The sequence below is a fragment of the Novosphingobium sp. BL-S-20 genome, from assembly GCF_055521635.1.
In genome coordinates this window covers 1,506,666-1,531,510 of record NZ_CM145493.1, presented here as the reverse complement: position 1 = coordinate 1,531,510, position 24,845 = coordinate 1,506,666, and the positions used below count along the sequence as shown (strand labels likewise).

19 protein-coding genes and 1 other annotated feature are annotated in these 24,845 nt (G+C 66.5%); of the genes, 7 read left to right on the top strand and 12 right to left on the bottom strand.

All coding sequences use genetic code 11. From position 1 onward, the window contains the following. Positions 1-87: 87 nt before the first annotated feature. Both ACZ1II_RS06290 and ACZ1II_RS06285 read left to right on the top strand, forming a co-directional pair. Positions 88-2,208 (top strand): TonB-dependent siderophore receptor, encoded by a 2,121-nt coding sequence (locus tag ACZ1II_RS06290; RefSeq protein ID WP_465143562.1) that lies wholly within the window; start codon positions 88-90, stop codon positions 2,206-2,208. A gap of 116 nt (positions 2,209-2,324) precedes the next feature. Next, positions 2,325-3,278, top strand: coding sequence for an alpha/beta hydrolase (locus ACZ1II_RS06285; protein ID WP_465143561.1), 954 nt, complete (start codon positions 2,325-2,327; stop codon positions 3,276-3,278). Between the two features lie 16 nt (positions 3,279-3,294). Here ACZ1II_RS06285 and ACZ1II_RS06280 read toward each other — a convergent pair whose 3' ends face one another. The 4 genes from ACZ1II_RS06280 to ACZ1II_RS06265 form a co-directional block, all read right to left on the bottom strand. After that, positions 3,295-4,608, bottom strand: coding sequence for an MFS transporter (locus ACZ1II_RS06280; RefSeq protein ID WP_465143560.1), 1,314 nt, complete (start codon positions 4,606-4,608; stop codon positions 3,295-3,297). Between the two features lie 275 nt (positions 4,609-4,883). Next, positions 4,884-5,252, bottom strand: a complete 369-nt coding sequence (locus ACZ1II_RS06275; protein ID WP_465143559.1) for a response regulator — start codon at positions 5,250-5,252, stop codon at positions 4,884-4,886. A 4-nt stretch (positions 5,253-5,256) separates the two neighbouring features. Then, positions 5,257-8,931 carry a PAS domain S-box protein gene (locus ACZ1II_RS06270; protein ID WP_465143558.1) on the bottom strand — a complete coding sequence of 1,225 codons (3,675 nt, stop codon included), beginning with the start codon at positions 8,929-8,931 and terminating at the stop codon, positions 5,257-5,259. A gap of 125 nt (positions 8,932-9,056) precedes the next feature. Next, positions 9,057-9,932 carry a LysR family transcriptional regulator gene (locus ACZ1II_RS06265; protein WP_465143557.1) on the bottom strand — a complete coding sequence of 292 codons (876 nt, stop codon included), beginning with the start codon at positions 9,930-9,932 and terminating at the stop codon, positions 9,057-9,059. A 125-nt stretch (positions 9,933-10,057) separates the two neighbouring features. On the opposite strand from ACZ1II_RS06265, the gene bla reads away from it, so the two are divergent. Together bla and ACZ1II_RS06255 are read left to right on the top strand one after the other, a co-directional pair. Further along, positions 10,058-11,020 (top strand): class A beta-lactamase, encoded by a 963-nt coding sequence (gene bla / locus ACZ1II_RS06260; RefSeq protein WP_465143556.1) that lies wholly within the window; start codon positions 10,058-10,060, stop codon positions 11,018-11,020. Between the two features lie 78 nt (positions 11,021-11,098). Then, positions 11,099-11,154 (top strand) — a sequence feature (sul1 is cis-regulatory element that is thought to sense ions involved in sulfur or methionine metabolism; They are found in Alphaproteobacteria). An 86-nt stretch (positions 11,155-11,240) separates the two neighbouring features. After that, positions 11,241-12,728: a SulP family inorganic anion transporter gene (locus ACZ1II_RS06255; protein ID WP_465143555.1), complete on the top strand. Its 1,488-nt coding sequence runs from the start codon at positions 11,241-11,243 to the stop codon at positions 12,726-12,728. On the opposite strand, the gene ACZ1II_RS06250 is transcribed toward ACZ1II_RS06255, so the two are convergent. From ACZ1II_RS06250 to ACZ1II_RS06220, 7 genes are all read right to left on the bottom strand, one after another. Beyond that, positions 12,689-13,972: a threonine/serine exporter family protein gene (locus ACZ1II_RS06250; protein WP_465143554.1), complete on the bottom strand. Its 1,284-nt coding sequence runs from the start codon at positions 13,970-13,972 to the stop codon at positions 12,689-12,691. The genes ACZ1II_RS06255 and ACZ1II_RS06250 overlap by 40 nt on opposite strands. Further along, positions 13,965-15,467 carry a malate dehydrogenase (quinone) gene (gene mqo, locus ACZ1II_RS06245; protein WP_465143553.1) on the bottom strand — a complete coding sequence of 501 codons (1,503 nt, stop codon included), beginning with the start codon at positions 15,465-15,467 and terminating at the stop codon, positions 13,965-13,967. Before mqo ends, ACZ1II_RS06250 begins: the two co-directional genes overlap by 8 nt. Then, positions 15,464-15,859: a cupin domain-containing protein gene (locus tag ACZ1II_RS06240; RefSeq protein ID WP_465143552.1), complete on the bottom strand. Its 396-nt coding sequence runs from the start codon at positions 15,857-15,859 to the stop codon at positions 15,464-15,466. The genes mqo and ACZ1II_RS06240 overlap by 4 nt, the downstream gene beginning before the upstream one ends. Positions 15,860-15,873: 14 nt before the next feature. Next, positions 15,874-17,322 carry a class II fumarate hydratase gene (gene fumC / locus ACZ1II_RS06235; RefSeq protein ID WP_465143551.1) on the bottom strand — a complete coding sequence of 483 codons (1,449 nt, stop codon included), beginning with the start codon at positions 17,320-17,322 and terminating at the stop codon, positions 15,874-15,876. 108 nt (positions 17,323-17,430) lie between these two features. Further along, positions 17,431-18,849 (bottom strand): Nramp family divalent metal transporter, encoded by a 1,419-nt coding sequence (locus ACZ1II_RS06230; RefSeq protein WP_465143550.1) that lies wholly within the window; start codon positions 18,847-18,849, stop codon positions 17,431-17,433. Beyond that, positions 18,846-19,910: an MsnO8 family LLM class oxidoreductase gene (locus ACZ1II_RS06225; RefSeq protein WP_465143549.1), complete on the bottom strand. Its 1,065-nt coding sequence runs from the start codon at positions 19,908-19,910 to the stop codon at positions 18,846-18,848. The genes ACZ1II_RS06230 and ACZ1II_RS06225 overlap by 4 nt, the downstream gene beginning before the upstream one ends. 10 nt (positions 19,911-19,920) lie before the next feature. After that, entirely contained in the window at positions 19,921-20,922 is a 1,002-nt protein-coding gene (locus tag ACZ1II_RS06220; protein ID WP_465143548.1) for an LLM class flavin-dependent oxidoreductase, read from the bottom strand. A 268-nt stretch (positions 20,923-21,190) separates the two neighbouring features. On the opposite strand from ACZ1II_RS06220, the gene ACZ1II_RS06215 reads away from it, so the two are divergent. Beyond that, a complete protein-coding gene (locus ACZ1II_RS06215) occupies positions 21,191-22,174 on the top strand; it encodes a cation diffusion facilitator family transporter (protein ID WP_465143547.1) in 984 nt (327 codons plus the stop codon). A 32-nt stretch (positions 22,175-22,206) separates the two neighbouring features. Here ACZ1II_RS06215 and ACZ1II_RS06210 read toward each other — a convergent pair whose 3' ends face one another. Continuing rightward, a complete protein-coding gene (locus ACZ1II_RS06210) occupies positions 22,207-23,127 on the bottom strand; it encodes a LysR family transcriptional regulator (RefSeq protein WP_465143546.1) in 921 nt (306 codons plus the stop codon). 116 nt (positions 23,128-23,243) lie between these two features. Between ACZ1II_RS06210 and ACZ1II_RS06205 the strand changes: the two genes are divergently transcribed. Beyond that, positions 23,244-23,798 carry a hypothetical protein gene (locus ACZ1II_RS06205; protein WP_465143545.1) on the top strand — a complete coding sequence of 185 codons (555 nt, stop codon included), beginning with the start codon at positions 23,244-23,246 and terminating at the stop codon, positions 23,796-23,798. Next, positions 23,795-24,826, top strand: a complete 1,032-nt coding sequence (locus tag ACZ1II_RS06200) for an NAD(P)H-quinone oxidoreductase (protein ID WP_465143544.1) — start codon at positions 23,795-23,797, stop codon at positions 24,824-24,826. The genes ACZ1II_RS06205 and ACZ1II_RS06200 overlap by 4 nt, the downstream gene beginning before the upstream one ends. The last annotated feature ends 19 nt before the right edge of the window (positions 24,827-24,845 follow it).

Sequence of the window (24,845 nt, the reverse complement as noted above, 5' to 3'; positions counted from 1 at the left end):
GAAATAGCAATAAAGAGATATTGAGAACGACTTGCATTAGCGAAATTCGGTTCTATGGCACCCCCATAGTTCAACAGGGGAATCCACATGTCCATCACGCTCGCGCTGCTCGCGGCCACTGCCGCGCAGGGAGCCGCATCCGAAGTTTCGACCTCGGCCGGAGAGATCATCGTCACCGGCCAGCGGACCGAGGGGCAGGACGACTACGCGGTCAGGAAGCAGACCACGACCTACCGCTTCCCGCTCAGCCAGCGCGAGACGCCGCAATCGGTCAGCGTGGTGACCCGCGCCCAGATCGACGACTTTCAGCTCAACGACATCAACGATGTGCTGAAGACGGCGCCGGGCGTGCAGGTGCAGGCCCAGGAAACCGACCGCATCTATTACTCGGCGCGCGGCTTCGACATCCAGACCTTCCAGATCGACGGCATCGGCCTGCCCTTCGCCTTCCAGGTCCAGACCGGCTCGATCGATACCGCCATCTACGACCACATCGACGTGGTGCGCGGCGCCCCCGGCCTGCTCTCCTCCACCGGCAATCCCTCGGCCGTGGTCAACTTCATCCGCAAGCGCCCGACCCGGGAACTGCAGGCCTCCGCCAACGCGCAATACGGGTCGTTCGATCACGTGCGCCTCGACGGCGATGTTTCGGTGCCGCTCACCAAGGGCGGCGCGGTCCGTGCCCGCGCGGTCGGCGTCTATGACGACGGGGACAGCTACCTGGATCGCTACCACCTGCGCCGCTGGACCGGCTACGGCATCGTCGAGGCTGATCTCGGCCCGCAGACCACGCTGACCGTCGGCTACGCTCACCAGGACCACAAGAGCAACGGCGCCATGTGGGGCGCGCTGCCGATCTACTACACCGACGGCACCCGTATCGACCTGCCCCGCTCCGCCAATACCGGCCCCAGCTGGGCGGGCTGGCATGTCATCGACCGGCAGGTCTTCGGCGATGTCGTGCATCACTTCAACGACGACTGGCACGCCAAGCTGACGGTCAACCGCCGCGCCATCAGCGAGACGGACAAGCTGTTCTACGCGCTTGGCACGCCGGACCGGGAAACCGGAGAGGGCGTCTACGCCTTCCCCGGCGCCTACCAGGGCGAGACGCGCAACCTGACTCTCGATGCCTACGTCGCAGGCAAGGTCGCACTGTTCGGTCGCCAGCATGAGGTGATGTTCGGCGTCAACCGCAGCGCCCAGCGCTATGAGCAGGGATCGAGCGCGGGCGCGGGCCGCATGATCTCCTTCGACGAGATCTACGACGGCAGCTTCGCCTATCCCAACTTCTCGGAAACCTACACGAACACCTTCACGCTGGGTCTGGACACCAAGACCAAGCGCGAAACCGTCTACGGCCTCGTGCGCCTGAACATTGCCGATCCGCTGAAGGTCATGGTCGGCGGCAACTACACGCACGCCACCAGCGAAGGCTATTCCTACGGCGTCGTGATGAACTACGATCGCAACCGCTTCCTGCCGTTCGTGGGAGCGACTTACGATCTGACCGGAAATGTCAGCGCCTATGCGAGCTACTCGACGATCTTCAAGCCGCAGACGGAAACCAGCACTACCCGCGAGATCATCGCGCCGATCACCGGCGACAACCTCGAAGCCGGTTTCAAGGGCGAGTGGTACGGCGGCCGTCTCAACGCCAGCGTCGCGGTCTTCCAGGCCCGCCAGAAGAACACGGCGGAATCCGCGGGCGCGCTGCTCATCGACGGCAGCCTCGTCACCGTCTACCGCGGCGTCGATGCGAAGTCTCAGGGCATCGAGCTGGAATTCGGCGGCCAGCTCCTGCCGGGCGTACAGGCGACCGGCAGCTATACCCTGATGCGCATTCGCGGCGAGCAGGACCAAGCGGTGCGCACTTTCGTGCCGCGCAATTTCGCCAAGCTCAATATCACCTGGACGCCCGCCGCGCTCGATCAGCTGAAGCTCGGCGCCTCGGGCCAGTACCAGAGCCGGATCTATCTCGATCCGCTGGGCGTGGTGTCGAGCACGACCGGGGAGCAGGTCCGTCTCGAACAGAAGGGCTATGCCCTGGTGGACCTGTTCGCCCGGTACGAACTGACCGACAATCTCTCGGTCAGCGCGAACCTCAAGAACGTCACCAAAAAGAAGTACATCCAGGCGCTCAACTTCAACCAGGGTTATTACGGCGCCCCGCGCACGATCCTGGGCACGATCAGCCTGAAGTATTGATCGCATGCCCTGCTGCCGGGCCTGCCTTGTAAGGCGGGACCGGCAGCAGGGTGTAGATCGCCGCAGCGACAGGATCGGCCTCCTGTCATGCGGACTGACCGGATAGGGGTTATGGCATGGATTCGATGATGACGCGCCGCGCCATGGTGGCGCTTTCCGGCGGCGCTCTGCTGGCTCCCGGGCAGGCGGGAGCTTCGGATCGGGCGGAAGGTACGGGTTCCATCGGCACCACGCTGCGCCCAGCCGGGTTCGACTATGGGACCGGAAGCGTCGATGCCTTCACGGTGCAGGGCCCTTCCGGTGCCTATAATCTTTTCGTCGCCCATCCCAAGGCGCCGCCGCCGCCTTCCGGCTATCCGGTGCTCTGGATGCTGGACGGCGACGCCTATTTCGGAACCGCGCTCGACGCCCTGCGGCTCCAGGCCGAGTATCCCGGCGTCAGCGGCGTCAAGCCGATGCTGGTCGTGGCCATCGGTTATCCCGGCGCCCGGCCGTTCGACATGCGGCGGCGGAGCCTCGACTTCCTCCCGCTTCCCAAGTCCGCCTCGCCCAAAGTTCGCGAGAGCCTTCCCGATCCCGAAGCGCGCGGCAAGTACCTGCCGACGGGCGGTGCCGACGACTTCGCGCGGTGGCTCTCGATCGACCTGCGCAAGGCTCTGTCCGAGCGCTATCCGATCGATCCGGCGGCGCAGGACCTGACCGGCCATTCGCTCGGCGGCGCCTTCTGTGCCTATGTGCTCGCCAACCATGGCGGGATGTTCCGCCGCTATGCACCGCAAAGCCCGTCGTTCTGGTGGGATGAGCAGCGCTTGGTCCGCGATCTGGCGGAACTGGACCAGACGCGCCTCTCGCGCGATTTTCGGGCGCTGTTCGGCGTGGCCAAAGTCGAGATTCCGGGCAATGCCGAAATCAGCACCCTGATGCTGGAGGGCGCCCGTTCGGCCTGCGAGGCCCTGTCGGCCAAGCCCGGCCTGTCCGGGAAAGTGCAACTGGTCGAACTGGACGGTGAGAGCCATCAGTCCTCGCAGATCGTCATGACCTCGGCGATATTCAGGATGGTCTCAGCCTGACTTTTGCAATGTAGGATCAGTCCTCCAGGATCAGGCTATGGTGCTTGGTGTCGCGCATGCGGATGTAGACCACCAGCGAGATCGCGATCATCACCGAGACGTAGATATAGAACGCCTGCTCGATTCCGGACTGCTTGAACCATAGCGCCACGAATTCAGCAGTGCCCCCGAACAGCGTGTTGGCGAGGGCATAGGGCAGGGCGACGCCCAGCGCGCGGATATGGGCGGGGAACAGCTCCGCCTTCACCACCGCATTGATCGAGGTATAGCCGGTCACGATCACCAGCCCCGCCATGACCAGCGCTCCGGCCACCAGCGGATCGCGGGTCGTCGCCAGGGTAGCGAATATCGGGTACGTGCAGAGCACGCCGAACAGGCCGAAGCCGATCATTAGCGGCTTGCGACCCACCCGGTCGGACAGTGCTCCCGCCAGCGGCTGGAGCAGCATGAACAGGAACAGCGTGACGCCGTTGATCTCGGAGGCGGTCTCGCGGCTCAGTCCGCTGGTGTTGACCAGGAACTTCTGCATGTAGATCGAATAGGCATAGAAGGCGATCGTGCCGCCCGCGGTCAGCAGCATGACCGTCAGCGTCTCGCGTGGGTGGCGGCGGATCAGTTCGAGGAAGCCCGATTGCGGCGCGCCTTCGGCGCGGGCTTTCTCGAAGCTGTGGGTCTCGGCCATGCCGCGGCGCAGGCGGAACACCAGGATCGCCAGAGCGCCGCCGATCACGAAGGGAATGCGCCAGCCCCAGGCGTCGAGCTGGGCCTCGGTCAGCAGCGCCTGGAGCACCAGCAGCACGCAGATCGCCACCAGTTGCCCGGCGATCAGGGTGACGTACTGGAAGCTGGAATAGAAGCCGCGCCGGTCGCGTCCCGCCATTTCCGACAGATAGGTGGCGCTGGCGCCGTACTCGCCGCCGATCGACAGGCCCTGCATCAGCCGTGCCAGCACCAGCAGCAGCGGGGCGCCGATGCCGATCGACTGGTAGGAAGGCGTCACCGCGATCAGCAGCGACCCCGCGCACATCAGCGCCACCGAGAGCGTCAGCCCGCTCTTGCGCCCCTTGCGGTCGGCATAGATGCCCATGAGCCAGGCGCCGACCGGGCGCATCAGGAAGCCCACCGCGAAGATCGCCGCCGCGCTCAGCAACTGGGCGGTGCGGTCCTCGTCCGGGAAGAAGTGCGGCGCGAAGTAGAGCGTGAAGGCGGAATAGGCATACCAGTCGTACCATTCGACGAGATTGCCGGTGGAGCCTGCGACGATGGCCTTGAGGCGCTGGCGCCGGTCGGGCGGGGCCGGAACGGACAGAGGCGCCGGGATTGTCGACATCGCAGATACGCTTTCTCTTGGCCGTCGGAACTTGCGGAGAGGTATGGGAATTCCGAGGCGAGGTCCAGTGAGGGGCGGTCCGCCGATCGCAAATCGGTGGAGTCTGACAAATCCATTCCCCGTCGTCCCCGCGAAGGCGGGGACCCCGCTTTTCTTGCGGCGGGACGATTGCTTGAAGAAGAAAGCGGGGTCCCCGCCTTCGCGGGGACGACGGAAAAGGTGGGCGTTATTATTGAAGGGGGCGGGTGGTTTGCTTACCGCGCGGATCGTGCCGATTATCCCCGCGCTTGCTCCAGAGCTTTCACCGCCTCGGCGAGCTGGGCGAAAGTATAGGGCTTGTTCAGCAGGAACGCGGGCGGGTGCGGCAGGTCCCAGTTGCCTCCGCTGGCGATCGCGAAAGGCACCGCCCGTGCGCCGAGTTCGGCCAGGACCGGATCGGCGCGCTCGCCCGCCAGGTTCATGTCGATCACCGCGACGTCGAAGGCACCCTCGCGGCTGGCCTCCAGCGCATCGGCCAGCGTGGCGTGGGGGCCGACGACCCGGCAGCCAAGATCGCCGAGCATTTCCTCCAGCAGCATCGCCACCAGCACTTCGTCCTCCGCGACCAGAACGCGCAGCCCCGCCACGGAATTTCCTTCGGTCATGCGCTCAACCCTCGATGCTTTCGCGTATCCGCTTCGCCAGCGCATCCATGGCGAAAGGCTTGGTTATCATCGCCATGCCCGGTTCGAGAAATCCCGAGGCGAGCGCGGCATTCTCGGCATAGCCGGTCATGAACAGGATTTTGAGGCCGGGCCGGGCCGAGCGTCCGCCGTCCGCCATTTGCCTGCCGTTCAGCCCCGGCAGGCCGATATCGGTGATGAGCAGGTCGATGCGCTGCCCCGATTGCAGGATTTCGAGGCCTGAAGGTCCGTCCACCGCCTCGATCGCGGTGTAGCCCAGTTCGTCCAGCACTTCGATGATGAGGCCGCGCACCACGGATTCGTCCTCGACCACCAGCACCACTTCGCCAGCGACCGCTTCCGGCAGGTGGCCGCCTTCGTCTTCGCCCGCATCGCGGTCCTCGGCGCCGCGATGGCGGGGCAGGAAGATCTTGACGCTGGTGCCCAGGCCTTCCTCGGAATAGATCCGGGCATAGCCTTCCGACTGGCGAGCGAAGCCGTAGATCATCGAGAGGCCGAGGCCGGTGCCCTGTCCGGTCGGCTTGGTGGTGAAGAAGGGTTCGAAGGCCCGGCTCGCCACCTCGCGGCTCATGCCGACGCCGGTGTCGCTGATGGCGATGCAGACATAGTGGCCGGGCCGCAAGTCGCGTTGCTGAGCGACATAGTGATCGTCGAGATGGGCGTTGCAGGTCTCGATCGTCAGCTTGCCGCCGTCCGGCATGGAATCGCGGGCATTGATGACGAGGTTGAGGATCGCGTTTTCCAGCTGGTTGGGATCGCACCGGGTCTGCCAGAGGCCGCCGGAGAGCACGAACTCGAGGTCGATATGCTCGCCCAAAGTGCGCCGCAGCAGGTCTTCCATCGAGGCGATCAGCGGATTGGCGCGGACCGGGCGCGGGTCGAGCGGCTGGCGGCGGGAGAAGGCCAGCAGGCGGTGGGTGAGCGAGGCGGCGCGCTCGGCCGAAGTGCGGGCGCCCTGAAGCCAGCGTTCGAGATCGGCGGTGCGGCCCTGCTCCAGGCGGTTGTGCATCACGTCGAGGCTGCCGGTGATCCCTTGCAGCAGGTTGTTGAAATCGTGAGCGATGCCGCCGGTTAGCTGGCCGACCGCTTCCATCTTCTGGCTCTGGCGCAGGGCCTCTTCGACCGCGCGCTGCTCGGTCACGTCGCGCCCCACGGCGTGGATGCGGTCGCCGTCGGGCACGGCGGTCCAGGCAATCAGGCGATAGTCGCCGCCGCGCGTGCGGTGGCGGTTTTCGAAGGCGACGGTCTCGGCTTCGATCTCGGGAGCGACGCTGCCCGCCATGCGCGCGAGTGCCGAGGCTGTCACCGCGCGGTCGTCGGGGTGGATGAAGGCGGCGATGCGGCGGCCCAGCATCTCGCCCTCGTGCCAGCCGAGCAGGCGTTCGGCTGAGGGATTGACGGCGGTGATCATGCCGGAATGGTCGCAGACCAGCATGAGATCGCGGCTGATCGACCAGAGCCGGTCGCGGTCCTGGGCATAGGCGGCTTCGGCCTGCTTCTGCGCCTCGATCTCGGTATTGGTGCCGATCCAGGCACTGATCTCGCCGTTCAGATCGACCAGCGGCAGCGCGCGGGAAAGGTGCCAGCGATAGCCGCCATGGGCATCGAGCAGGCGGAATTCGGTTTCGAAGACATGGCCGGTGGCCACCGAGCGCGCCCACTTTTCCTGCGTCTCGGCGCGGTCGTCGGGGTGGAGCGCCTCGGTCCAGCCTTCACTGCCCAGGCTCTGCCGAGAGCGGCCGGTGTAGATGTAGACGCGGTCGTTGATCCAGTCGATCCGGCCGTCGGCGCGGGCGGTCCAGACCTGGTTGGGCATGTTCTGGGCGAGGGTGCTGAACTGCGCCTCGCTCTTTTCCAGCGCGCGCTGGATGCGGCGGCGGTCGGTCACGTCCTGCACCACGCCGATCATCCGGGCGGGGCGGCCATCGGCGTCGTATTCGAAATCGGCCTTGCGGGCGATCACCCGCTCCTCACCGCTGTCTGCGCGGTGGATGCGATACTCGACGTCGAGCTGCGTCTCGCCCTGTTTTCGCCGCGAGCGCGTGGAGATCAGGTGGTGATCTTCCTGGATGACCAATTGTTCGATCCGCTCGGTGGCAGGCGCGCCGCCTGGTTCCTGGGCGGGGTCGATGCCGAAGATGCGCCAGAACTCCTCGGTGCCGTCGATGCTGTTGGCTGGAATGTCGATCGAGAACAGTCCGACGCCGCCTGCCCGCTGGGCGCGGCGGAGGCGTTCCTCGCTCTGGTTTAGCGCTTCCTGCGCGCGGTGCTCGGGCGTGCGGTCGCGCATGAGCTTGACGAAGCCGATCGCCTCGCCCGCCGCGTCGCGCAGCGGGGTCATTTCGCTGAGGCCCCAGAAACGCTCGCCCGACTTGCGCAAGTGCCAGCGGGCATCGTGGGCGCGGCCGCTATCGAGCGCCTCGCGGCGCTTGGCAGCGGGGCGGCCGAGGTCGCGGTCCTCGGGCGTGAAGAACGTGGCCATCGGCTGGCCGAGCATTTCCGCCTCGCTCCACCCCAGCATCGCGGCGGCGCCCGCGTTCCAGAGCGTGATCCGCCCCTCGGGATCGGTGGCGACGATGCCGTAGTCGATCGCGCTGTCGAGAATCTGGCGGTTGAACGCCTCGCGCTCGCGAAGCTGCCCTTCGGCGCCGACCCGCTGGACATGGGCCCAGGAGCGCTCGGTCACCTCGCGGATCACGCCGAGTTCGTAGTCGCTCCATTCATGGGCGTCGCGGTCGTGGATCGCCATTAGCGCGGTGAGGTGGCCGTCCTTGACCAGCGGCATGCAGATCGTGGCAATCACGCCGATGTTCTGGAAGGTCCGCGCCTCTTCCGGCGGTAGTTCGCGGCGGTTGTCGCCAATGATGAGTGGCCGACCGGCATTGAGCTCGCTTACCGCCCGCGCGCCGAAATCGGCGAGACGGTAGTGGCCCATGATCGAGGAGAGGTCCGGTGCGTGCCAGTCGCCCCGGATCGTGAAGCCGTCGCCATCGGCGTCCATGTCGGCATAGGCGCAGTGCGAGACCCCGAGGTGCCCGGCGGTCATGCGCGCGGTGATCGCCAGGATCTGGTCGGCACCGGGACAGTCGCGTACTGCGCTGCCCAGAGCGTCGAGGAAGCGCAGGCGGGTCTCGCTCTGCAACAGGGCCTGGCGGGCGGCATGGGCTTCGGTCGTCTCGACGACCACGGCGATCACGCCTGCTGGCTTGCCGTCGTCGCCGGGTACGGGCGAATAGTCGAGGTTCAGGCGCACCTGCTCGGGATGGCCTTCGCGGTGCAGCGTGAGCACATGGTCGCGGTAGCTGAGGGTGTCGCCTGCCAGCCCGACTTTCATGACATTGTCGTTGAAGTCCGCCACTTCGTCCCAGCCGTCGCGGACGTTCGAGCCGAGCAGGCGGCTGTCGCGTGCGCCTGCGAAGCGGGAATAGGCGTCGTTGTAGAGCATTACGCCCTGCTCGCCCCAGAGCAGGACCAGCGGCACAGGCGAAGGCAGCATGAAGCCCAGCGTCTGCTTGAGGCTGACGGGCCAGTTGGAGATCGGGCCGAGCGGGGTTGCCGACCAGTCGAACACGGCAATGCGGCGCGCAAGGGCTCCGCCGCGGGACAGGAACCCTTCGGCACTGGCCGCCATGCCGTTCATCGAAACCATCTCCTGTGCCCCACCGCCGAAATCCAGCCCCAATCTCACTTAGCGGGAGCAATCGCGAAGGGCAAAACACGCTCGCCGCTTTCCGGTTCCCGCTTCGAAATCAGGTCGGTTCAAAATCAGGCTTGAGGGCGGGACTGCTCCAGCAGCCACGTCGAAAAGGCGGCCATGGCACTTGTGACAGGGCGTGAGGCAAGGCGCGTCAACCAGTAGCCGCCGCGATCGACGGCGAGATCGAAAGGACGGACGAGCTGCTCGGCGGACAGCTCGCGCGCGAACATCGCCTCAGGGAGCAGGGCCACGCCGAGGCCGCGCATCGCGGCGACGGCCATCAGGTGGGAGGCGTCGAAGACCGGACCGCTTGCGGTGATGCCCTTTACACCGGCCGCTTCGAACCAGACGGGCCAGTCCTGCAACCGATAAGAGCGCAGCAGCGGAAGGTGCCCGAGATCGGCAGGGGCTGCGATCCGGCTGGCCAGGGCGGGGCTGCACATCGGCGTCATCGGCGCTGCCATCAGCCGTTCGGCGGCGACGCCGTGCCAGGACCCGTCGCCGAAGCGGATCGCGAGGTCGAGGCTCTCGGTCCAGAGGTCCACGGCATTGTTGTTGGTCAGCAGCCGCACGTCGATGCCGGGATGGCTCATACGGAAGTCGGGCAGGCGCTCCATCAGGAAACCGAGCGCGAAAGTGCCGACGACGCCCACCGTCAGCACCTCGCGCACGCCGGCGCCGCTGACCGCCGCGAGCGCCGCGCTCATCCGTCCGAGCGCCTCGGAGACCACTGGCGCGAGCAGGGTCCCCTCGTCGCTGAGCACCAGACCGCGCGTGGTGCGGCGGAACAGGGCCTTGCCGATATGGCTCTCCAGCATCTTCACCTGCTGGCTCACCGCGGCCTGGGTCACGCAGAGTTCGTCCGCCGCGCGCGTGAAGTTCAGATGCCGGGCGGCGGCTTCGAACGCCCGCAGGGTGTTCAGCGACAGTGCCTTCAGATCCATGCAAGCTCCCCGGTCTCCCATCCCTAGAAAAGCTGGGGACGAGACCCAGAAACCATGGTTTGCCGATCCGCTGCTGTCGAGCCCAGAATGAAGCGGCAAAGCGAGCGATTTACGGGGAGATTTCCATGTTCGACAGACGAAGCATGATGATCGGTACGGGCCTTGCCCTGCTGGCCGGTTGCAGCCGGGGACAGAGCGCCGTTCCAGACAGAACCGGGGAACCGGACAAGACCGCCATTGCCGCGCTGCGCGGGATCGAGGCGCGGGCGAAAGGCCGCCTGGGGGCTTATGTCTACGATCCCGCCCGCGATCAGGGCTTCGGCTGGCGCGAGAACGAGCGCTTTGCCCATTGCAGTTCGTTCAAACTCTCGCTCGCGGCGATGATGCTGGCCAAGGGGCAGCGCGGCGAGATCGATCTGGACGAAGTGCTGCACTGGACCAAGGCCGATCTGCTGTCGCACAGCCCGATCACGTCGCAGCACGTAGCGAGTGGCCTTTCGGTGCGGGAGCTTGCCCATGGGACGCTGGTGACCAGCGACAATACCGCCGCCAATGTCCTGCTATACAAGTTCGGCGGCCCGGCGGAAGTGACCCGCTTCTGGCGCGGGCTGGGCGACAATGTGAGCCGTCTCGATCGGCTGGAGCCCGAACTCAACGCCATACCGGCGGGCACCGAACTGGATACCACGACTCCGGCGGCCATGGCGCGGACGGTGGCGAAACTCGTGCTGGGCGAAACGCTCGATCCGCAGAACCGGCAAAGGCTGAAGGACTGGATGAGCGAAGTCGAGACCGGCCGCGAGCGCCTTCGCGCCGGGTTTCCGGCGGGCTGGATTTCGGGAGACAAGACGGGAACCGGTATAGGCAAGGCGCGGCACACCTATGTCGATCTGGCCTTCGGCGGTCCTGCGGGGCGGACGCCGCTTTTCGTTGCCGCCTATTTCGAGCCGACCAACCTCGTCGAGCCGATGGACCCGGCCTCGCTGGCGGCGCTGGCCGATGTCGGACGACTGGCGGCGGCGAGGGGGTTCGGAGAACTGTCCGAGCAGCCGCGTGCGGAGCGGCGGCATGGCGAAGGCCTCGCCTGAACTGCGGTCCCGGCGGCAGGAAGCAGCGGCTGGAGTGTTGCGACGCGGGGGAAACCCCGCTAGCAGCGGTGTCATTCGCAAGGACCCGGTGAAACTCCGGGTGGCTATTCCGGCCGCCGATCCGCCGGACAACGCATTTCGCAGCGCCCCGAACCAGCGTTCTGACCCTCAGCCGTTCGACACGACGCCGGCCTGCGATCTTCGCGGACTATCGATACCCATGACTTCAGCCTCCTTCGCCCGCTACCGCGCCGAATGGTTCGAAAACGTCGGCGGCGCCCGCCGTGACATTCTGGCCGGGATGGTCGGCACTTTCGCGCTCATTCCCGAAGTGATCGCATTCTCCTTCGTGGCGGGCGTCGATCCCGAGGTCGGCCTGTTCGCCTCCTTCGTGATCGGGATCGTCATCGCGTTCGCGGGCGGGCGTCCGGCGATGATCTCGGGCGCGGCGGGGTCGGTCGCGCTGGTGGTGGGCGCGCTCGTCCATGCCCATGGCCTGCAATACCTGCTGGCGGCGACCGTGCTGGGCGGCGCGCTCCAGATCCTGTTCGGTCTGCTGCGGCTCGACGTGCTGCTGCGCTTCGTCTCGCGCTCGGTCCGCACCGGCTTCGTCAATGCGCTGGCGATCCTGATCTTCTCGGCACAAGTCCCGCAGATGCTGGGCGTGACCTGGCACACTTACGCGCTGATCGCGCTCGGGCTGGCGATCATTTACCTCGTGCCGCGCGTGAGCCGGGCGATCCCCTCGCCGCTGATCTGCATCGTCGTGCTGACGGCGGTGAGCATGGCCTTCCCGATGCCCGTCCATACGGTCTCCGACCTCGGCAGGTTGCCTGCCTCGCTGCCGGTCTTCGCCTGGCCGCAGGTCCCGCTGGACTGGCAGACCCTGCGCGTGATCGCGCCCTATTCGCTGGCGATTGCGGCGGTGGGCCTGCTGGAATCGATGATGACCGCCAGTGTCGTCGACGACCTGACCGAGACGACCAGCTCCAAGGCGCGCGAATGCACCGGCCTCGGCCTTGCCAACATGGCGGCGGGGCTGTTCGGCGGCATCGCCGGTTGCGGCATGATCGGCCAGACGGTCGGCAATGTGCGCTATGGCGGACGCGGACGGCTCTCGACGCTGGTGGCGGGGGTGTTCCTGCTGGTGGTCCTCGTGCCGCTACGCCCGTGGGTGGAGCAGGTGCCGGTCGCCGCGCTGGTGGCGATCATGATCATGGTCTCGGTCAGCACGTTCTCGTGGGGATCGCTGGGAGACCTCGTGCGCCACCCCAAGGTTTCGGGCGCGGTGATGCTGGCCACCGTCGCGGTGACGGTGACGACGCACGACCTCTCGGCAGGCGTCATGGTGGGCGTGCTGCTGAGCGGGGTGTTCTTCGCCTTCAAGGTCACGCGGATGATGGACGTTGCCGTCAGTTACGATGCCGGGGCCGATACCCGCACGTACAAGGTCTCCGGCCAGATATTCTTCGCGAGCGCGGATATCTTCGCCGATCGCTTCGACTTGCGCGACAGTGTCCGGAAGGTGCGGATCGATCTCACCGCCGCGCATCTCTGGGACGTGACCGCCGTGGGCGCGCTGGAAACCGTCGTCGACAAGTTGCGGCGTCACGGCATCGATGTCGAGATCGACGGGCTGAACGAGGCCAGCGCGATCCTAGTCGACCGTTACGCGCCGCTTGTCCGCAGCGGTCCCTCGCGGGCCTGAGGAAGGCGCGCGCGCAGGCACCCGGCGAGCAGCAGGCCGATGCCGATCGCGGCGGTAAGCACGCAGGCCGCGACGAAGGCGGCGCAAGTCGCCCCGATCAGGGCAGGTGAGGCGCCCGTGCCCGCATTCATGATGTCGAGCGCGCCGATCATAGCGCGGAAGGCATAGGAGCCGGGCACCAGCGAGACGACGCCGGGAAACGCGAAAGCCGTCCACGGCGCCGCGAGCCGCTTGCCGAGCACGGTTGCGATCGCCGCCGCAAGGAAAGCGCCGATGAGGGTCGCGAGGACGAGATTGCCGCCCAGCGCCATAACTGCGGTTCGCACGCCGTGTGAACAGGCGCCGCAGATGACGATCGCAGCGATGGCGCGTTTGGGGGCATCGAAAAGGATCGCGAACCCGAAGGCGGCAAGTCCGGCGAACAGGAAATCCCAGCGAACCGGCAGGCTCTCCGTCTGCAGGGCTACGGGAAAGCGGACGCCCCAGATCGTGCTGGCGACCGCAAGCCCGGTCGCGATCGCGAGGACGACCACGAAGCCGTTGGCGAGGCGGTCGACCCCGATGGCCGAATGGCCCTGGACTAGATCGCGTACGCCGTTGATCAGGGGGACGCCGGGCACCAGGATCATGCCCGCGGCCACCAGCGCCAAAGTCGGGTCCTGAAGCGCGAAGTGCAAGGGGAGCACGGCCACGGCGCCGCTGATCGCTGCCGTCAGCGCGGCAGCGGCGGCGGGCAGGACGCCCAGCCTCGGTAGCCAACGCCGCAGCAGCGTGTTGACCACACCGCCGAGGAAGGCGGCGCCGACCACCGGCCAGACCGCGCCGAACAGACGGGCCAGCGCGGCGGCGGTCATCGCCACCGCGAGGACAACGAGCCAGGCCGGATAGCCGGGCTTGCGGCTCTCTATCGCTTCCAGTTTCGCATCCGCCGCCGTGACCTCGAGGCTGCCGAAAGCCAGCGACTGTGCAACCTGTTCGAGCGAGAACAACCGTCCCGCGTCGATCCCCATGGCGCCGACGGCATGGCCGATCCGGGTGCGGAAAACTCCGTCCGAACCGACCATCAGCAGCAGGCGCTCGCTGCCTGCGAACAGCTGGGCGGTAAAGCCCAGCCGCGCCGCCAGTTCCTCGATGCGCAGCCGGACATGCTCGCTGTCCGCCCCGGCCGCCAGCAGGAGGCGGGCGAGGCGAAGCAGGACATGTCCGGAGGTGTCGAGATCGGGCCGTGGCCTGTCCTTAGCCATCGATGTTTTCGATCCCGAGGATCGGCGCCGTCGCCGCGCGCGTCGCCCGGCAGGCCTCGGCATCCTGGCTCAGATCGATGCCGTAAGTGGGGAAGATACGCCGCAGCGCCGGTAGCCAGTCGTGCTCGGTCAGCCGCTCCGCAAAGCAGGTCTGGAGCACCTGCACGGCGATGGCCGCCGCCGTCGATGCCCCCGGCGAGGCGCCGAGCAACGCGACCAGCGACTTGTCCGCCGAAGGCACCAGCTCTGTCCCGAATTCCAGCCGCCCGCTGTGATCCTCACCGTCCGGCTTGATGATCTGGACGCGCTGCCCGGCAATTGCCTCTTTCCATTCCACGCGCTTCGCCTTGGGGAAGAACTGCCTGAGCGTCTCGAACTGGTGATGCGCGGTCTGGAACACTTGGCCGACGAGATATTCCTCCAGCGCGGCATTGTCCTTGGCCACTTCGAGTAGCGGCAGGAGATTGGCGGAAGTGATCGATCCGAACAGGTCGGTGAACGAGCCATGCTTCAGGAACTTGGTCGAGAACCCGGCATAGGGACCGAACAGCAGCGAGGTCTTGCCGTCGATCACGCGGGTATCGAGGTGCGGCACCGACATCGGCGGAGAGCCGCTGGCCGCCTTGCCGTAGACTTTGGCATGGTGGCGGGCGGCGACTTCCTCCACCTCGCAGCGCAGCCAGATACCGCTCACCGGGAAACCGCCATAGCCCTTCCCTTCGGGAATGCCCGACTTCTGGAGCAGGTCGATGGCAGCACCGCCCGCGCCGATGAAGACGAAGCGCGGCGACAGGGTCTGGCGGGTGCCGTCGAACGTGTCCTCGAAGGTCACCGTCCAGCGCTCGTCCATCGTCCGTTCGATGGCGACGACCTCGCGGTTGTAGCGCAAGTCGATGCCCCGGTCCCCGAGATGGCCGAACAGCAGGTGGGTGAGCGCGCCGTAATCGACGTCCGTGCCGGTCACCATGCGCGTGGCGGCGACTTTCTGACCGGGATCGCGACCGTCCATGACAAGCGGCGCCCATTCGGCGATCGTCGCATGATCCTCGGTATACTCCATGCCGTGATAGCAGTGGTGCGCGCTCATGGCGGCATGGCGGGCCTTGAGGAAGGCGACGTTCTCCTCGCCCCAGACGAAGCTCATGTGCGGGCAGGGATGGAGGAAGGCGCGCGGATCGGGGATCGCGCCCGTGGTCACCAGATGCGCCCAGAGCTGGCGGGAGATGTCGAACTGGGTATTGACCTTCAGCGCGGCGCTGATGTCGATACTGCCGTCCTCGCGCTGCGGGGTATAGTTGAGTTCGCAGTTGGCGGCATGGCCGGTCCCGGCGTTGTTCCAGGCCATCGAGCTTTCCTGCGCGCAGTCGCCCAGCCGCTCCAGCACCGCGATCTTCAGCGCGGGATCGAGAGTATGGAGCAGCGTGCCCATTGTCGCGCTCATGATGCCCGCGCCGATCAGGAGGACGTCCACGTTCGGATCGTGCGAGATGCTCATGCCGCTTCTCCCTTCGGCTGGAAGTGCAGGTCTGCACCCTCGTCGTAGACGGCATAGGCGCGGCGCCATGGCTCGTCGCCGATCAGGCGCCAGCGATGGCCGCTGCCGGTATCGTCCTGCGCGATCAGCACGTCGCCGGGATGGATGGTGAACGTCGCGCCGGACTTGACCTCGAATTCGAGCGTGCCCGAAAGCGTGAGGACGAACTGTGGCTGCGGGTCCTGGTGCCATTCGAAGGAGCCTCCGGTCGAGGTCTCCTGGAACGACAGCTCGTTCACCGCGATCGGCAGACCGGAGGCGCGGCCGTGGAGGCCGGTGCCGATTTCGAGCGAGCCTTCCTCGAAGCTAGAATGGCCGTCGGGGCCGGTCCACATTCTGATGCAGCGGATCATGTCTTCAATCTCCTTCAGGCACCGGCGAGGCCGTGGCCGACCATGTCGAGCGGGCGTATGGTCCTGTCGAACAGCGCCTCGTCGACCTTGCCCGAAGCCAGCGCCGCTTCCTTGAGCGTGGTACCCTGGGCGATGGCCTGTTCCGCGATATGCGCGGCGTTCTGGTAGCCGATCACCGGCGAGAGCGCGGTGACCAACATGACGCTGCCCGCGACATAGGCCTCGATCTTCTCGGGGATGATCTCGGTGCCCTCGACCGAGAATTCGCGGAAGCGGTCGCAGCCGTCGGCCAGGATGCGGATCGAATGGAGCACGTTGTTGATGATGACCGGGCGCATCGCATTGAGTTCGAAATTGCCCTGGCTCCCGGCGAAGGCCACGGCGCTGTCGTTGCCGAGGACCTGGATGGCGATCATCACGATGGCCTCGCATTGGGTCGGGTTGACCTTGCCGGGCATGATCGAGGAGCCGGGTTCGTTATCCGGCAATTTCAGCTCGCCGAAGCCGCAGCGCGGGCCGGAGGCCAGCCAGCGCATGTCGTTGGCGATCTTCATCAGTGCCACGGCCAGCCCGCGCAGGGCCGCCGAGGCGCGAACCATCGCGTCAAGAGAGCCTTGCGCGGTGAACTTGTTGGGCGCGGTGACGAAGGGACGGCCGGTCAGTTCGGCGATCTTCGCCGCCACATCCTTTGAAAAGCCCGGCGGGGCATTGAGGCCGGTGCCTACCGCCGTTCCGCCGACAGCCAGTTCGTAGAGGCCGCTTCGGCTGGCTTCGATATCGGCGATGCAGGCGCGGACCTGTCCTGCCCAGCCATGCCACTCCTGCCCGACGGTCAACGGAACCGCGTCCTCCAGATGGGTGCGGCCGATCTTGACCACGTCCATCCAGCCGTCCGCCTTCTTCTCGATAACCTCGACCAGCCGTGTCACCGCCGGAACCAGCAGGTCGTCGATCGCCAGCACGCTCGCCACGTGCATGGCGGTGGGGAAGGTGTCGTTCGACGACTGGCCCATGTTCACGTCGTCGTTGGGGCCGACCGGATACTGGGTGCCGAGCGTGCCGCCGAGCAGCTGGATCGCGCGGTTGGACAGCACTTCGTTCACGTTCATGTTCGATTGCGTGCCCGATCCGGTCTGCCAGACGTAGAGCGGGAAATGATCGTCGAGCTTGCCCGCGATCGCCTCGTCTGCCGCCTGGACGATGGCGTCGCGCTTCCACTCCGGCAGGCGACCGGCGGCGGCGTTCACCAGGGCGCAGGCCTTCTTGACGTAGCCGTAGGCGTGGTAGACCGCCTTGGGCATGCGGTCGCCGCCGATGTCGAAGTGGTGGAGCGAGCGCTCTGTCTGGGCGCCCCAATAGCGGTTCGCCGGAACCGGGACCGTGCCCATGCTGTCGAATTCCTCCCGCTTGCCGGATGCGTCCAGGCCGATCGGGACGGGTTGCAGTCTGGGGGTATCGCTCAACGATCTTCTCCTTGATGGTGCGCTATTCGCGTCGAGGAAAGAGGTCGGCAACGGCGCCGCGTCCGACCACTATCCTGTGGTATGGGGCCGGTGGTATGGGCCTGGAATTTAACGGCCTTGCAGGATGCGGGCAGCGTCGGAGAGGCTGCCCGGCAGGCCGACGATGTCGAAGGCGGTGATGACCAGCGCCGTCACCCAGCCCAGCACCAGCAGGACTTTCGGCGTGGGCCATCCTTGTGCGAAGCGGCGTGCCGACACGAAGTGGAGCAGCGGAAACATCGCGAAGGGAAGCTGCATCGCTAGCACCACCTGGCTCAGCACGAGCAGGTCGTTGATACTGCCGTCCCCGCGCAGGCCGATCACGAATATGGCCGGTACGATCGCCATGACGCGGGTGACGACCCGGCGTTTCCACGGTGTGACCTTCCAGTGCATGAAGCCTTCCATCACCACCTGTCCGGCGATGGTGCCGGTGATCGTGCTGGACTGCCCGGAGGCCAGCAGCGCCACGGCGAAGATCACGCTGGCAAGCGCCGAACCCACCGCAGGAGCGAAAGTCAGGTAGGCGACGTGAATCCAGTCGGTATCGTCGCCCAGCACGTAGTGTCGTCCGTCCAGCACCAGGTCGCTGCGGCCATGGAAGACCACGGCGGCCAGCACCAGGATCGCCGCGTTGACGAAGAAGGCGAGAGTGAGCGAGACCCCGGTATCGACCGCATTGCAGTGGAGTGCGACTTTCCGGGATTCCTCATCGTCCTTCCCGAGGTCGTCGATTTCTGGGCGACCCTGGACGAGGGCGGAATGGAGGTAGAGATTGTGCGGCATCACCGTGGCGCCGATGATCCCGACTGCCACGCTCGCCATGCCCACCGTCGCGAGCGTCGGGTGGATCATGGCGGTGCCGATTTCGTGGAAATCCGGCTGGGTGCTCGGCAGGATGAACAGTTCGACGAAGAACGAACCGGCGATCGTCAGCACCAGCACCAGCACGACGCGCTCGATCGTGCGCATGCCGTGGTGCTGAAGCAGCAATAGCAGGAACACGTCGCCCGCCGTCATGATGACCGCCCAGAACACCGGCACCCCGAACAACAGGTTGATCGCCACTGCGGAGCCGAGCACTTCGGCAAGATCGCAGGCCCCGATCGCGATCTCGCACATGATCCAGAGCGGCAGGCGGCACCAGGGCGGATACCAGTCCCGGCAGGCTTCGGCGAGGTTCTTGCCGGTGACGATGCCGAGCCGGGCGGAAAGCAGTTGCAGCACGATCGCCATGGAGCTGGCCAGCGCGACGACCCAGAGCAAACCGTAGCGGTACATCGCCCCCGCCTGAAGGTCGGTGCCCCAGTTTCCGGGGTCCATGTATCCCACGCTGACCAGCAGCGCCGGTCCCAGGTAGGCGCGGTACTGCTGCAGGCCGGGCAGCGTCCAGTGCGGCATCCGGATCGACGGCGTGACCCGGTGCAGCAGCCAGGTGGACGATTTCCGGGCGGCAATGGCGGGCTGGGCGAGCGTTCTCAGGTTCATGGCCGGGCTATTGCCATCCCGGCGGGCATTGTTCGGGCTGCGAGGGCGCTGAGCGTGCGGCGGCGATTGGGTGCGGCTGCGGCGGGATCGTTGCGATAGGCGGCGGCGACCGGGTTTATCATCATCTCGTCGATGCCCAGCCGGTCGGCCAGTGCGGCCACGCGGTCGGCGGCGCCTTCGGGCGTATCGATGATCCAGGTGCGCCGGAACATTGCGAGCAGGTCCTCGTAGCGCTCCGGAAATTCGGTTTCGGCAGCTTCCTCGGCCAGCATCTGCCGGTCCCTGGCCTCGCCCGAGCGGAAGGCGCTGAGAAAGTTGAGCTGTGCGCGGGCCAGTCGTTCGGCTTCCTCCAGTGTATCGCCGGTGACGACGATTGCGGAGAGTAGCGCGGTCGGCTCGGCGCAGTGGGCGCTGGGTTCGAAGCTGCGGCGATATTCGGCAAAGGCCTCGTCCACGCCTTCGCCGGTGATGTGATAGCCGAAGGCGTAAGGCAGGCCCATCTGCCCGGCGAGGCGGGCGGAATAAGCCGAAGTGCCGAGTATCCATAGCGGCGGGGTCGAACCCGGATTGGACGTGGCGTTCAGCCGGTATTCCTCGCCCGAAACCTCGAAGCGGGCACCGGCAGGATCGAGCATGGCCTGCAGTCCGGAAAGGGCCTGGGTGTGTTCCATGGCCGGGCCGCGTCCGCCGCGCAGCATCGCGCTGGCGATCCGGTCGGCGCCGGTCGAGCGGCCGATGCCGAGGTCGAAGCGGCCGGGGAAGCAGGCCTCGACCATGGCGGCCTGCTCGGCGACCAGGAACGGCGAATAGTGCGACAGCAGGAAGCAGCCGCCGACCCGGATCGATTGCGTCCTCGCGGCGATCACCGAGGCGAGCACGGCGGTCTGGCTGGCGGCGACGGCGGCGACGTTGTGATGCTCGCCCAGCCAGTAGCGATGGAAGCCGAGGCTCTCGGCATGGCGGGCGAGATCGACGATCGAGGCCATGCAATCGGCCGCCGTCTGGTTGCTGCGGATCGGGCCGATGTCGAGGACGGAAAGGCGAAGCGGGGTTTTCGGCATCGCGACCTCCTCAGGCGGCGGCGAGGGGGGGCATCGCGAAGGCTTCCGCAATCAGACGGAACCCCTCGATCTTGTCCGTGAGCGAATAGGCCATCGCCGCGAGCATCACTTCGTCGGCCTGGTAGCGTTCGGCGCGCTCGACGATCTGGCGGCGGACTTCGCCGGGCGTGCCGACGACTTCCCGGTTGGCGATCTGGTCGAGGTAGGCGCGTTCGCGTTCGCGGACTTCGAGCGCGGCAAGGCTGCCTGGGCTGGGCAGGACGCTGGGATAGCGGCCAGAATCGCGCATCAGCCGGAAGTAGTCGGACGTCTTGCGCATTTCCGCGACCTTTTCCGGGGTCGCGGCGCAAACGAGGTTCAGCGCCAGGATCACGCGCGGTTCGGGCATTTCCGCGGAAGGTACGAAGCGGCGGCGATATTCGGTGACGGCAGCTTCGTCGGCATCGGGGTTGATGAAGAGGGCGATGGCCAGTCCCATGCCCTTTTCGGCGGCCAGTGCGCCGCTCTGGGGGCCGCTCCCCGCCGAGAGCAGCCAGAGCGGCGGGGCGCTGGCGACGAGAGGGGTGGCCAGGGCGCGCTTGCATTCGTCGTGGAAGAAATGGTCGAGCTGTTCGACCTGTTCGGGAAAGTCGACGCCGCCGCCCGGAACCGGCGCCAGCAGCGAGCGCGAATAGGCGTCGCCCCCGCTCGCGCGGCCCAGCCCGCAGTCGACCCGTCCGGGGTAGAGCGCTTCGAGCATGCGGAATATCTCGGCGACGTGATAGGCGCTGTGGTTGGGGAGCATGACCCCGCCCGAGCCGATCCGAAGCCGTTTCGTCTGGGCGCCGATGGACGAAAGCAGCACTTCCGGCGCGGAACCCTGGAGGACGGGCATGTTGTGGTGTTCGGAAAGCCAGAGCCGCTCATAGCCCATCGTGTCGAGGGCGCGGGCGAGCGTGACGGTGGCATTGATCGCCTCACCGGCGGTCGCGCCTTCGGAGAGCGTCGATTGTTCGAGAACGGAAAGCTTCACGGCATTTTCCTCGAAAGAGTCCGGGTCGTTTGGGCAGGGGACGAAGCCAATCAGCGACGTGGCCAGCGACCACGAAAGGCTCGGAAAACCCTGTCTTGCGGGTCCCGGCGATTGTTTCGGAGGATGCGGGCGGACGATACTTATATGATGGTATGGGCCCGGCTGGGCCTTTGCATCCCATCCTGCAAACCCCTGGATAATGCCCTCTTGGCTGCTCTGCGTCCTAAGGTCGGGGCGGGCGGCAACAGTGCTGCCAGGAGATGCAGGAATGCCGTTCATTACCCATGACGGACCGGCGCAGGACCGCGCGGTGCGCGGTTCGGCCAATATGTCGATCGTGCTGCTGGGTCTGGCGGCCGACACGATGATCGCGCTGCTCAAGTTCGCGGCGGCGCGCGAGAGCGGCGGCACGGCGCTGTTCACCGAAGGCGTGCACAGCCTGCTGGACGTGCTGACCGAAGTGATCCTGCTCTATGGTCTGGCTTCGGCCCGGCGTCCGTCCGATCGCAATTTCCAGCTCGGCTACGGGCGTTCGGCGTTCTTCTGGAACCTGATCGCGGCGATGCTGATCCTCTCGCTCGGGGCGGGCTTCGCCTTCCGCGAGGGCTGGCGGCAATATATTGCGCCCGAACCGCTCGGCCCGACGACCGCAAGCTACATGGTCCTGCTGGTGTCGTTCCTGATCGACGGAGCCTTCGCCTGGTTCACCTGCCGCAAGATCGTGCGGGAATCGAACGACCACAGCCTCGTGCAATATCTGCGCAAGTCGCGGGACGGGGCCACGCTGACGGTGCTGTTCACCAGCTTCGCGTCGCTGGCCGGGATCGTCATCGCGGCGCTCGGCATGCTCATCAGCACGCGCCTTGTCTTTCCTGCGGCAGACGGCGCGGCTTCGCTCGTCATCGCGCTGATGATGGCCGCCACCGCGCTGCTTCTGGCCAACGAAAGCCGCAGCCTCATCATCGGCGCCTCGGCCTCGCCCGAGATCGAGAGCAAGATCCTGAATCTCGCCAGCAGCGTTCCCGAAGTGGCGAATGCCAACGGCACCATTTCCGTGCGCACCGGCCCGGATCGCCTGCTGGTTTCGATCAGCATCGCCTTCCGCCCGGAATGCCGGACGGAAGACGTCGAGCGTGCCGTCATCAAGATCGAGGAGCAGGTCAAGCACGGCTGCCCGCAAGTCGCGCTGCTGCTCGTCAAGCCGCAGAGCGTCGAGAAATACCGCAGCGTCCAGTCCAAGCGCGGTTGGTGACGGAACGGAGAGCCTATATCAGGGCAAGCGCATCAGGGCAGCCATTGCGGCGGCGAGCCGATCAGGCTGCGCAGCGCTTCGGTGAAGGCGCGGACTTTCGCGGGCGGTTCGGGCAGCGCGCGCAGGAGAAATATTCCGCTCGTCTGCGCGTTCCAGGGCTCGTCCTCCAGCGTCACGCGCACGAGGTTTCCGGCGCGGACATCCGGCCCCACGACCCAGTCGGCCAGCAGGGCGAGGCCCAGCCCTGAAAGCGCGGCGATCCGCATCGCCTCGAAATCGTCGCTGCGGAAGGAGACCTCGCCGTCCGGCCAGCCGCCGCAAGGCTCGCCCAGAATGTCGCGCCAGCCCAGCAGGTCGGCGCCGTGCAGCTTGTCGATCAGGCGATGGCCGCAGAGGTCCGCCGCGCAGAGCGGCGTTCCCGCCCTTTCGAGATAGGCAGGCGATGCCACCAGCAGCCGGCGCTGCTCCGCGAGCTTGCTGGCTATCAGGCTGCTGTCGGGAAGCGTGCCGATCCGGATCACCGCGTCCAGCCGCTCGATTACGGGGTCGGCCAACCGTTCCGTCAGGTCGAGTTCCACGGTGAGGCGCGGGTGCTGCGCCATGAGCGTCTCGACCGCCGGGATCACGTAGCGTTTGCCGAAGGTCGGGAAGCAGGCGATGCGCAGCACGCCCGCCACGGTGCCGTCGAAGGCGGAGACGGCGGCGCGGGTATCGGCGAGATCGTCGAGCAGGCGCTGCGCGCGCGCGAAGAGGTGCTGTCCGGCATCGGTCAGCGCCAGGGCGCGGGTTGAGCGGACCAGCAGCGAAACCCCCAGATCGTGCTCCAGCGCATCCACCTGGCGCACGACGGCGGAAGGGGTGACGGAGCGCCTGCGGGCCGCGCTGGAAAAGCTGCCGCCGCGCACCACGTCGACGAAGACGGCGAGATGCTCGGCAAACCGGGGGTCCTTCATTCTTGCCATTCTCGCAAAACCGTTTCGATCAGATGCTGCGTTATCATCACCGGCGCGGACGCGCATCTCCCTCCTGGCCGCGACATGCGGCGATTTCAGCAAAAAGAGGGAACATCATGGTACAGGTTCTGGATCGCATCCTTTCGCAATCGGCCTATTTCGCCGAGATCGACGTGCCGATCGGGCAGATCGACATCGGCGAATGGCTGTTCTCGCTGCCCGAGGCGGAATATCTGCGCTGCTGCGAGCCGGATCATATCGCAGCGGGCACCACGACCACCGACGACGGCCGCCGCATGTCGATCAATGTCGAGATGATCGGCACCGGTCTGGTCGTCCAGCACTACGTGGCCGAGGAAGTCACCCCCACCTATTGCCGGATGAATTCGATTTCCGACGTGTTCACCGTCAATGGCCGGACCCAGGTCAACGTGATCTGGGAACTCAAGGCCGAGGCGATCGAGGGCAACCGCACGCGCTACACCAACAGCGTGACCGCGCGGCCGACCGATGCCTTCATGACCTTCCTCGAAGCCCATGGCGTCGCCTTCGAGGATGCCGCCAGGGCGCGGCAGGACGCGGGCGGCGACCACAACCGCCGCGAAACCCCGCTGTTCGCCGCCAGCATTGCGCGCCGCGCACAAGCGAGAGCGGAAGGAAGCGCACAGTGAAAGCGGTCACCTACAGCCTGTTCGGCCCGCCCGACGTTCTCGAACTGAGCGACGTCGCCATGCCGGAACTGCGCCCGAATGATCTTCTCGTCCGGGTCGGCGCGGCAGGCGTCAACCGCGCCGATATCCTGCAACGCACCGGCTTCTACGGCGACCAAAGCTTCGGCGAGAGTGCGCTGCTGGGACTGGAACTCGCGGGCGAGGTCGTCGATGTCGGTGCCAATGTCGCAGGCGTGAAGCCGGGAGACCGGGTCATGGCGATCGCCGGAGGCGGGGCTTATGCCGAATATGCCCGCGTCGACCGGGACATGGCCGTGCCCGTTCCCGCCGGAATGTCGCTGGTGGAGGCCGGTGCGGTGATGGAATCGTTCGTCACCGCGTTCGAGGCAGTATCCCACCTCGCCTGGGTGGAGCGGGGGGGCAGCGTGCTGATCCATGCCGCTGCCGGGGGCATCGGGTCGGCGGCGGTCCAGGTTGCCAAGGCCCTTGGCGCCACCGTCTATGCAACCGCTTCGGCGGAGCGCAGGCGCGATGTCGAGAGCCTCGGCGCGGATGTCGTGATCGATTATGCGCGGGAGGATTTCGAGGCGGAAATCAAGGCGCGGACAGGGGGCAGGGGCGTCGATGCCATCGTCGATTTCGTCGGCGGCGACTATCTCGGCCGCAATCTGCGTAGCCTCGCGCCGGGCGGGACTCTGGTGCAGGTCGGCATCCTGAGCGGACAGTCGTCCTGCGAGATTCCGCTCGATCTCGTGCTGCACAATCATCTCCGGCTGGTCGGCACGGTGATGAAATCGCGCGATATCGAGGAAAAGCGGGCGATGGTCCGGCGTTTCGCCGAGAACGTGCTGCCGCTTTTCGAGCGTGGCAGGCTCCATGCGGTGCTGGATTCGGTCTATCCGCTGGACCGGGCCGAGGAAGCGCATCGCCGGATGGAAGCGGGCGGTGTCTTCGGCAAGATCGTGCTGGCCGATGCGGGCGCGGTTTCGGCTGGTGCATCCCCCTCAACCGAAGAGTGGCGCAGGTAAACCATGGCATAGCTAGGCC

Coding starts and splice junctions, on each gene's coding strand:
- ACZ1II_RS06290 (WP_465143562.1), top strand. CDS start 88: ATGTCCATCACGCTCGCGCTGCTCGCGGCCACTGCCGCGCAGGGAGCC.
- ACZ1II_RS06285 (WP_465143561.1), top strand. CDS start 2,325: ATGGATTCGATGATGACGCGCCGCGCCATGGTGGCGCTTTCCGGCGGC.
- ACZ1II_RS06280 (WP_465143560.1), bottom strand. CDS start 4,608: ATGTCGACAATCCCGGCGCCTCTGTCCGTTCCGGCCCCGCCCGACCGG.
- ACZ1II_RS06275 (WP_465143559.1), bottom strand. CDS start 5,252: ATGACCGAAGGAAATTCCGTGGCGGGGCTGCGCGTTCTGGTCGCGGAG.
- ACZ1II_RS06270 (WP_465143558.1), bottom strand. CDS start 8,931: ATGAACGGCATGGCGGCCAGTGCCGAAGGGTTCCTGTCCCGCGGCGGA.
- ACZ1II_RS06265 (WP_465143557.1), bottom strand. CDS start 9,932: ATGGATCTGAAGGCACTGTCGCTGAACACCCTGCGGGCGTTCGAAGCC.
- bla (WP_465143556.1), top strand. CDS start 10,058: ATGTTCGACAGACGAAGCATGATGATCGGTACGGGCCTTGCCCTGCTG.
- ACZ1II_RS06255 (WP_465143555.1), top strand. CDS start 11,241: ATGACTTCAGCCTCCTTCGCCCGCTACCGCGCCGAATGGTTCGAAAAC.
- ACZ1II_RS06250 (WP_465143554.1), bottom strand. CDS start 13,972: ATGGCTAAGGACAGGCCACGGCCCGATCTCGACACCTCCGGACATGTC.
- mqo (WP_465143553.1), bottom strand. CDS start 15,467: ATGAGCATCTCGCACGATCCGAACGTGGACGTCCTCCTGATCGGCGCG.
- ACZ1II_RS06240 (WP_465143552.1), bottom strand. CDS start 15,859: ATGATCCGCTGCATCAGAATGTGGACCGGCCCCGACGGCCATTCTAGC.
- ACZ1II_RS06230 (WP_465143550.1), bottom strand. CDS start 18,849: ATGAACCTGAGAACGCTCGCCCAGCCCGCCATTGCCGCCCGGAAATCG.
- ACZ1II_RS06225 (WP_465143549.1), bottom strand. CDS start 19,910: ATGCCGAAAACCCCGCTTCGCCTTTCCGTCCTCGACATCGGCCCGATC.
- ACZ1II_RS06215 (WP_465143547.1), top strand. CDS start 21,191: ATGCCGTTCATTACCCATGACGGACCGGCGCAGGACCGCGCGGTGCGC.
- ACZ1II_RS06210 (WP_465143546.1), bottom strand. CDS start 23,127: ATGAAGGACCCCCGGTTTGCCGAGCATCTCGCCGTCTTCGTCGACGTG.
- ACZ1II_RS06205 (WP_465143545.1), top strand. CDS start 23,244: ATGGTACAGGTTCTGGATCGCATCCTTTCGCAATCGGCCTATTTCGCC.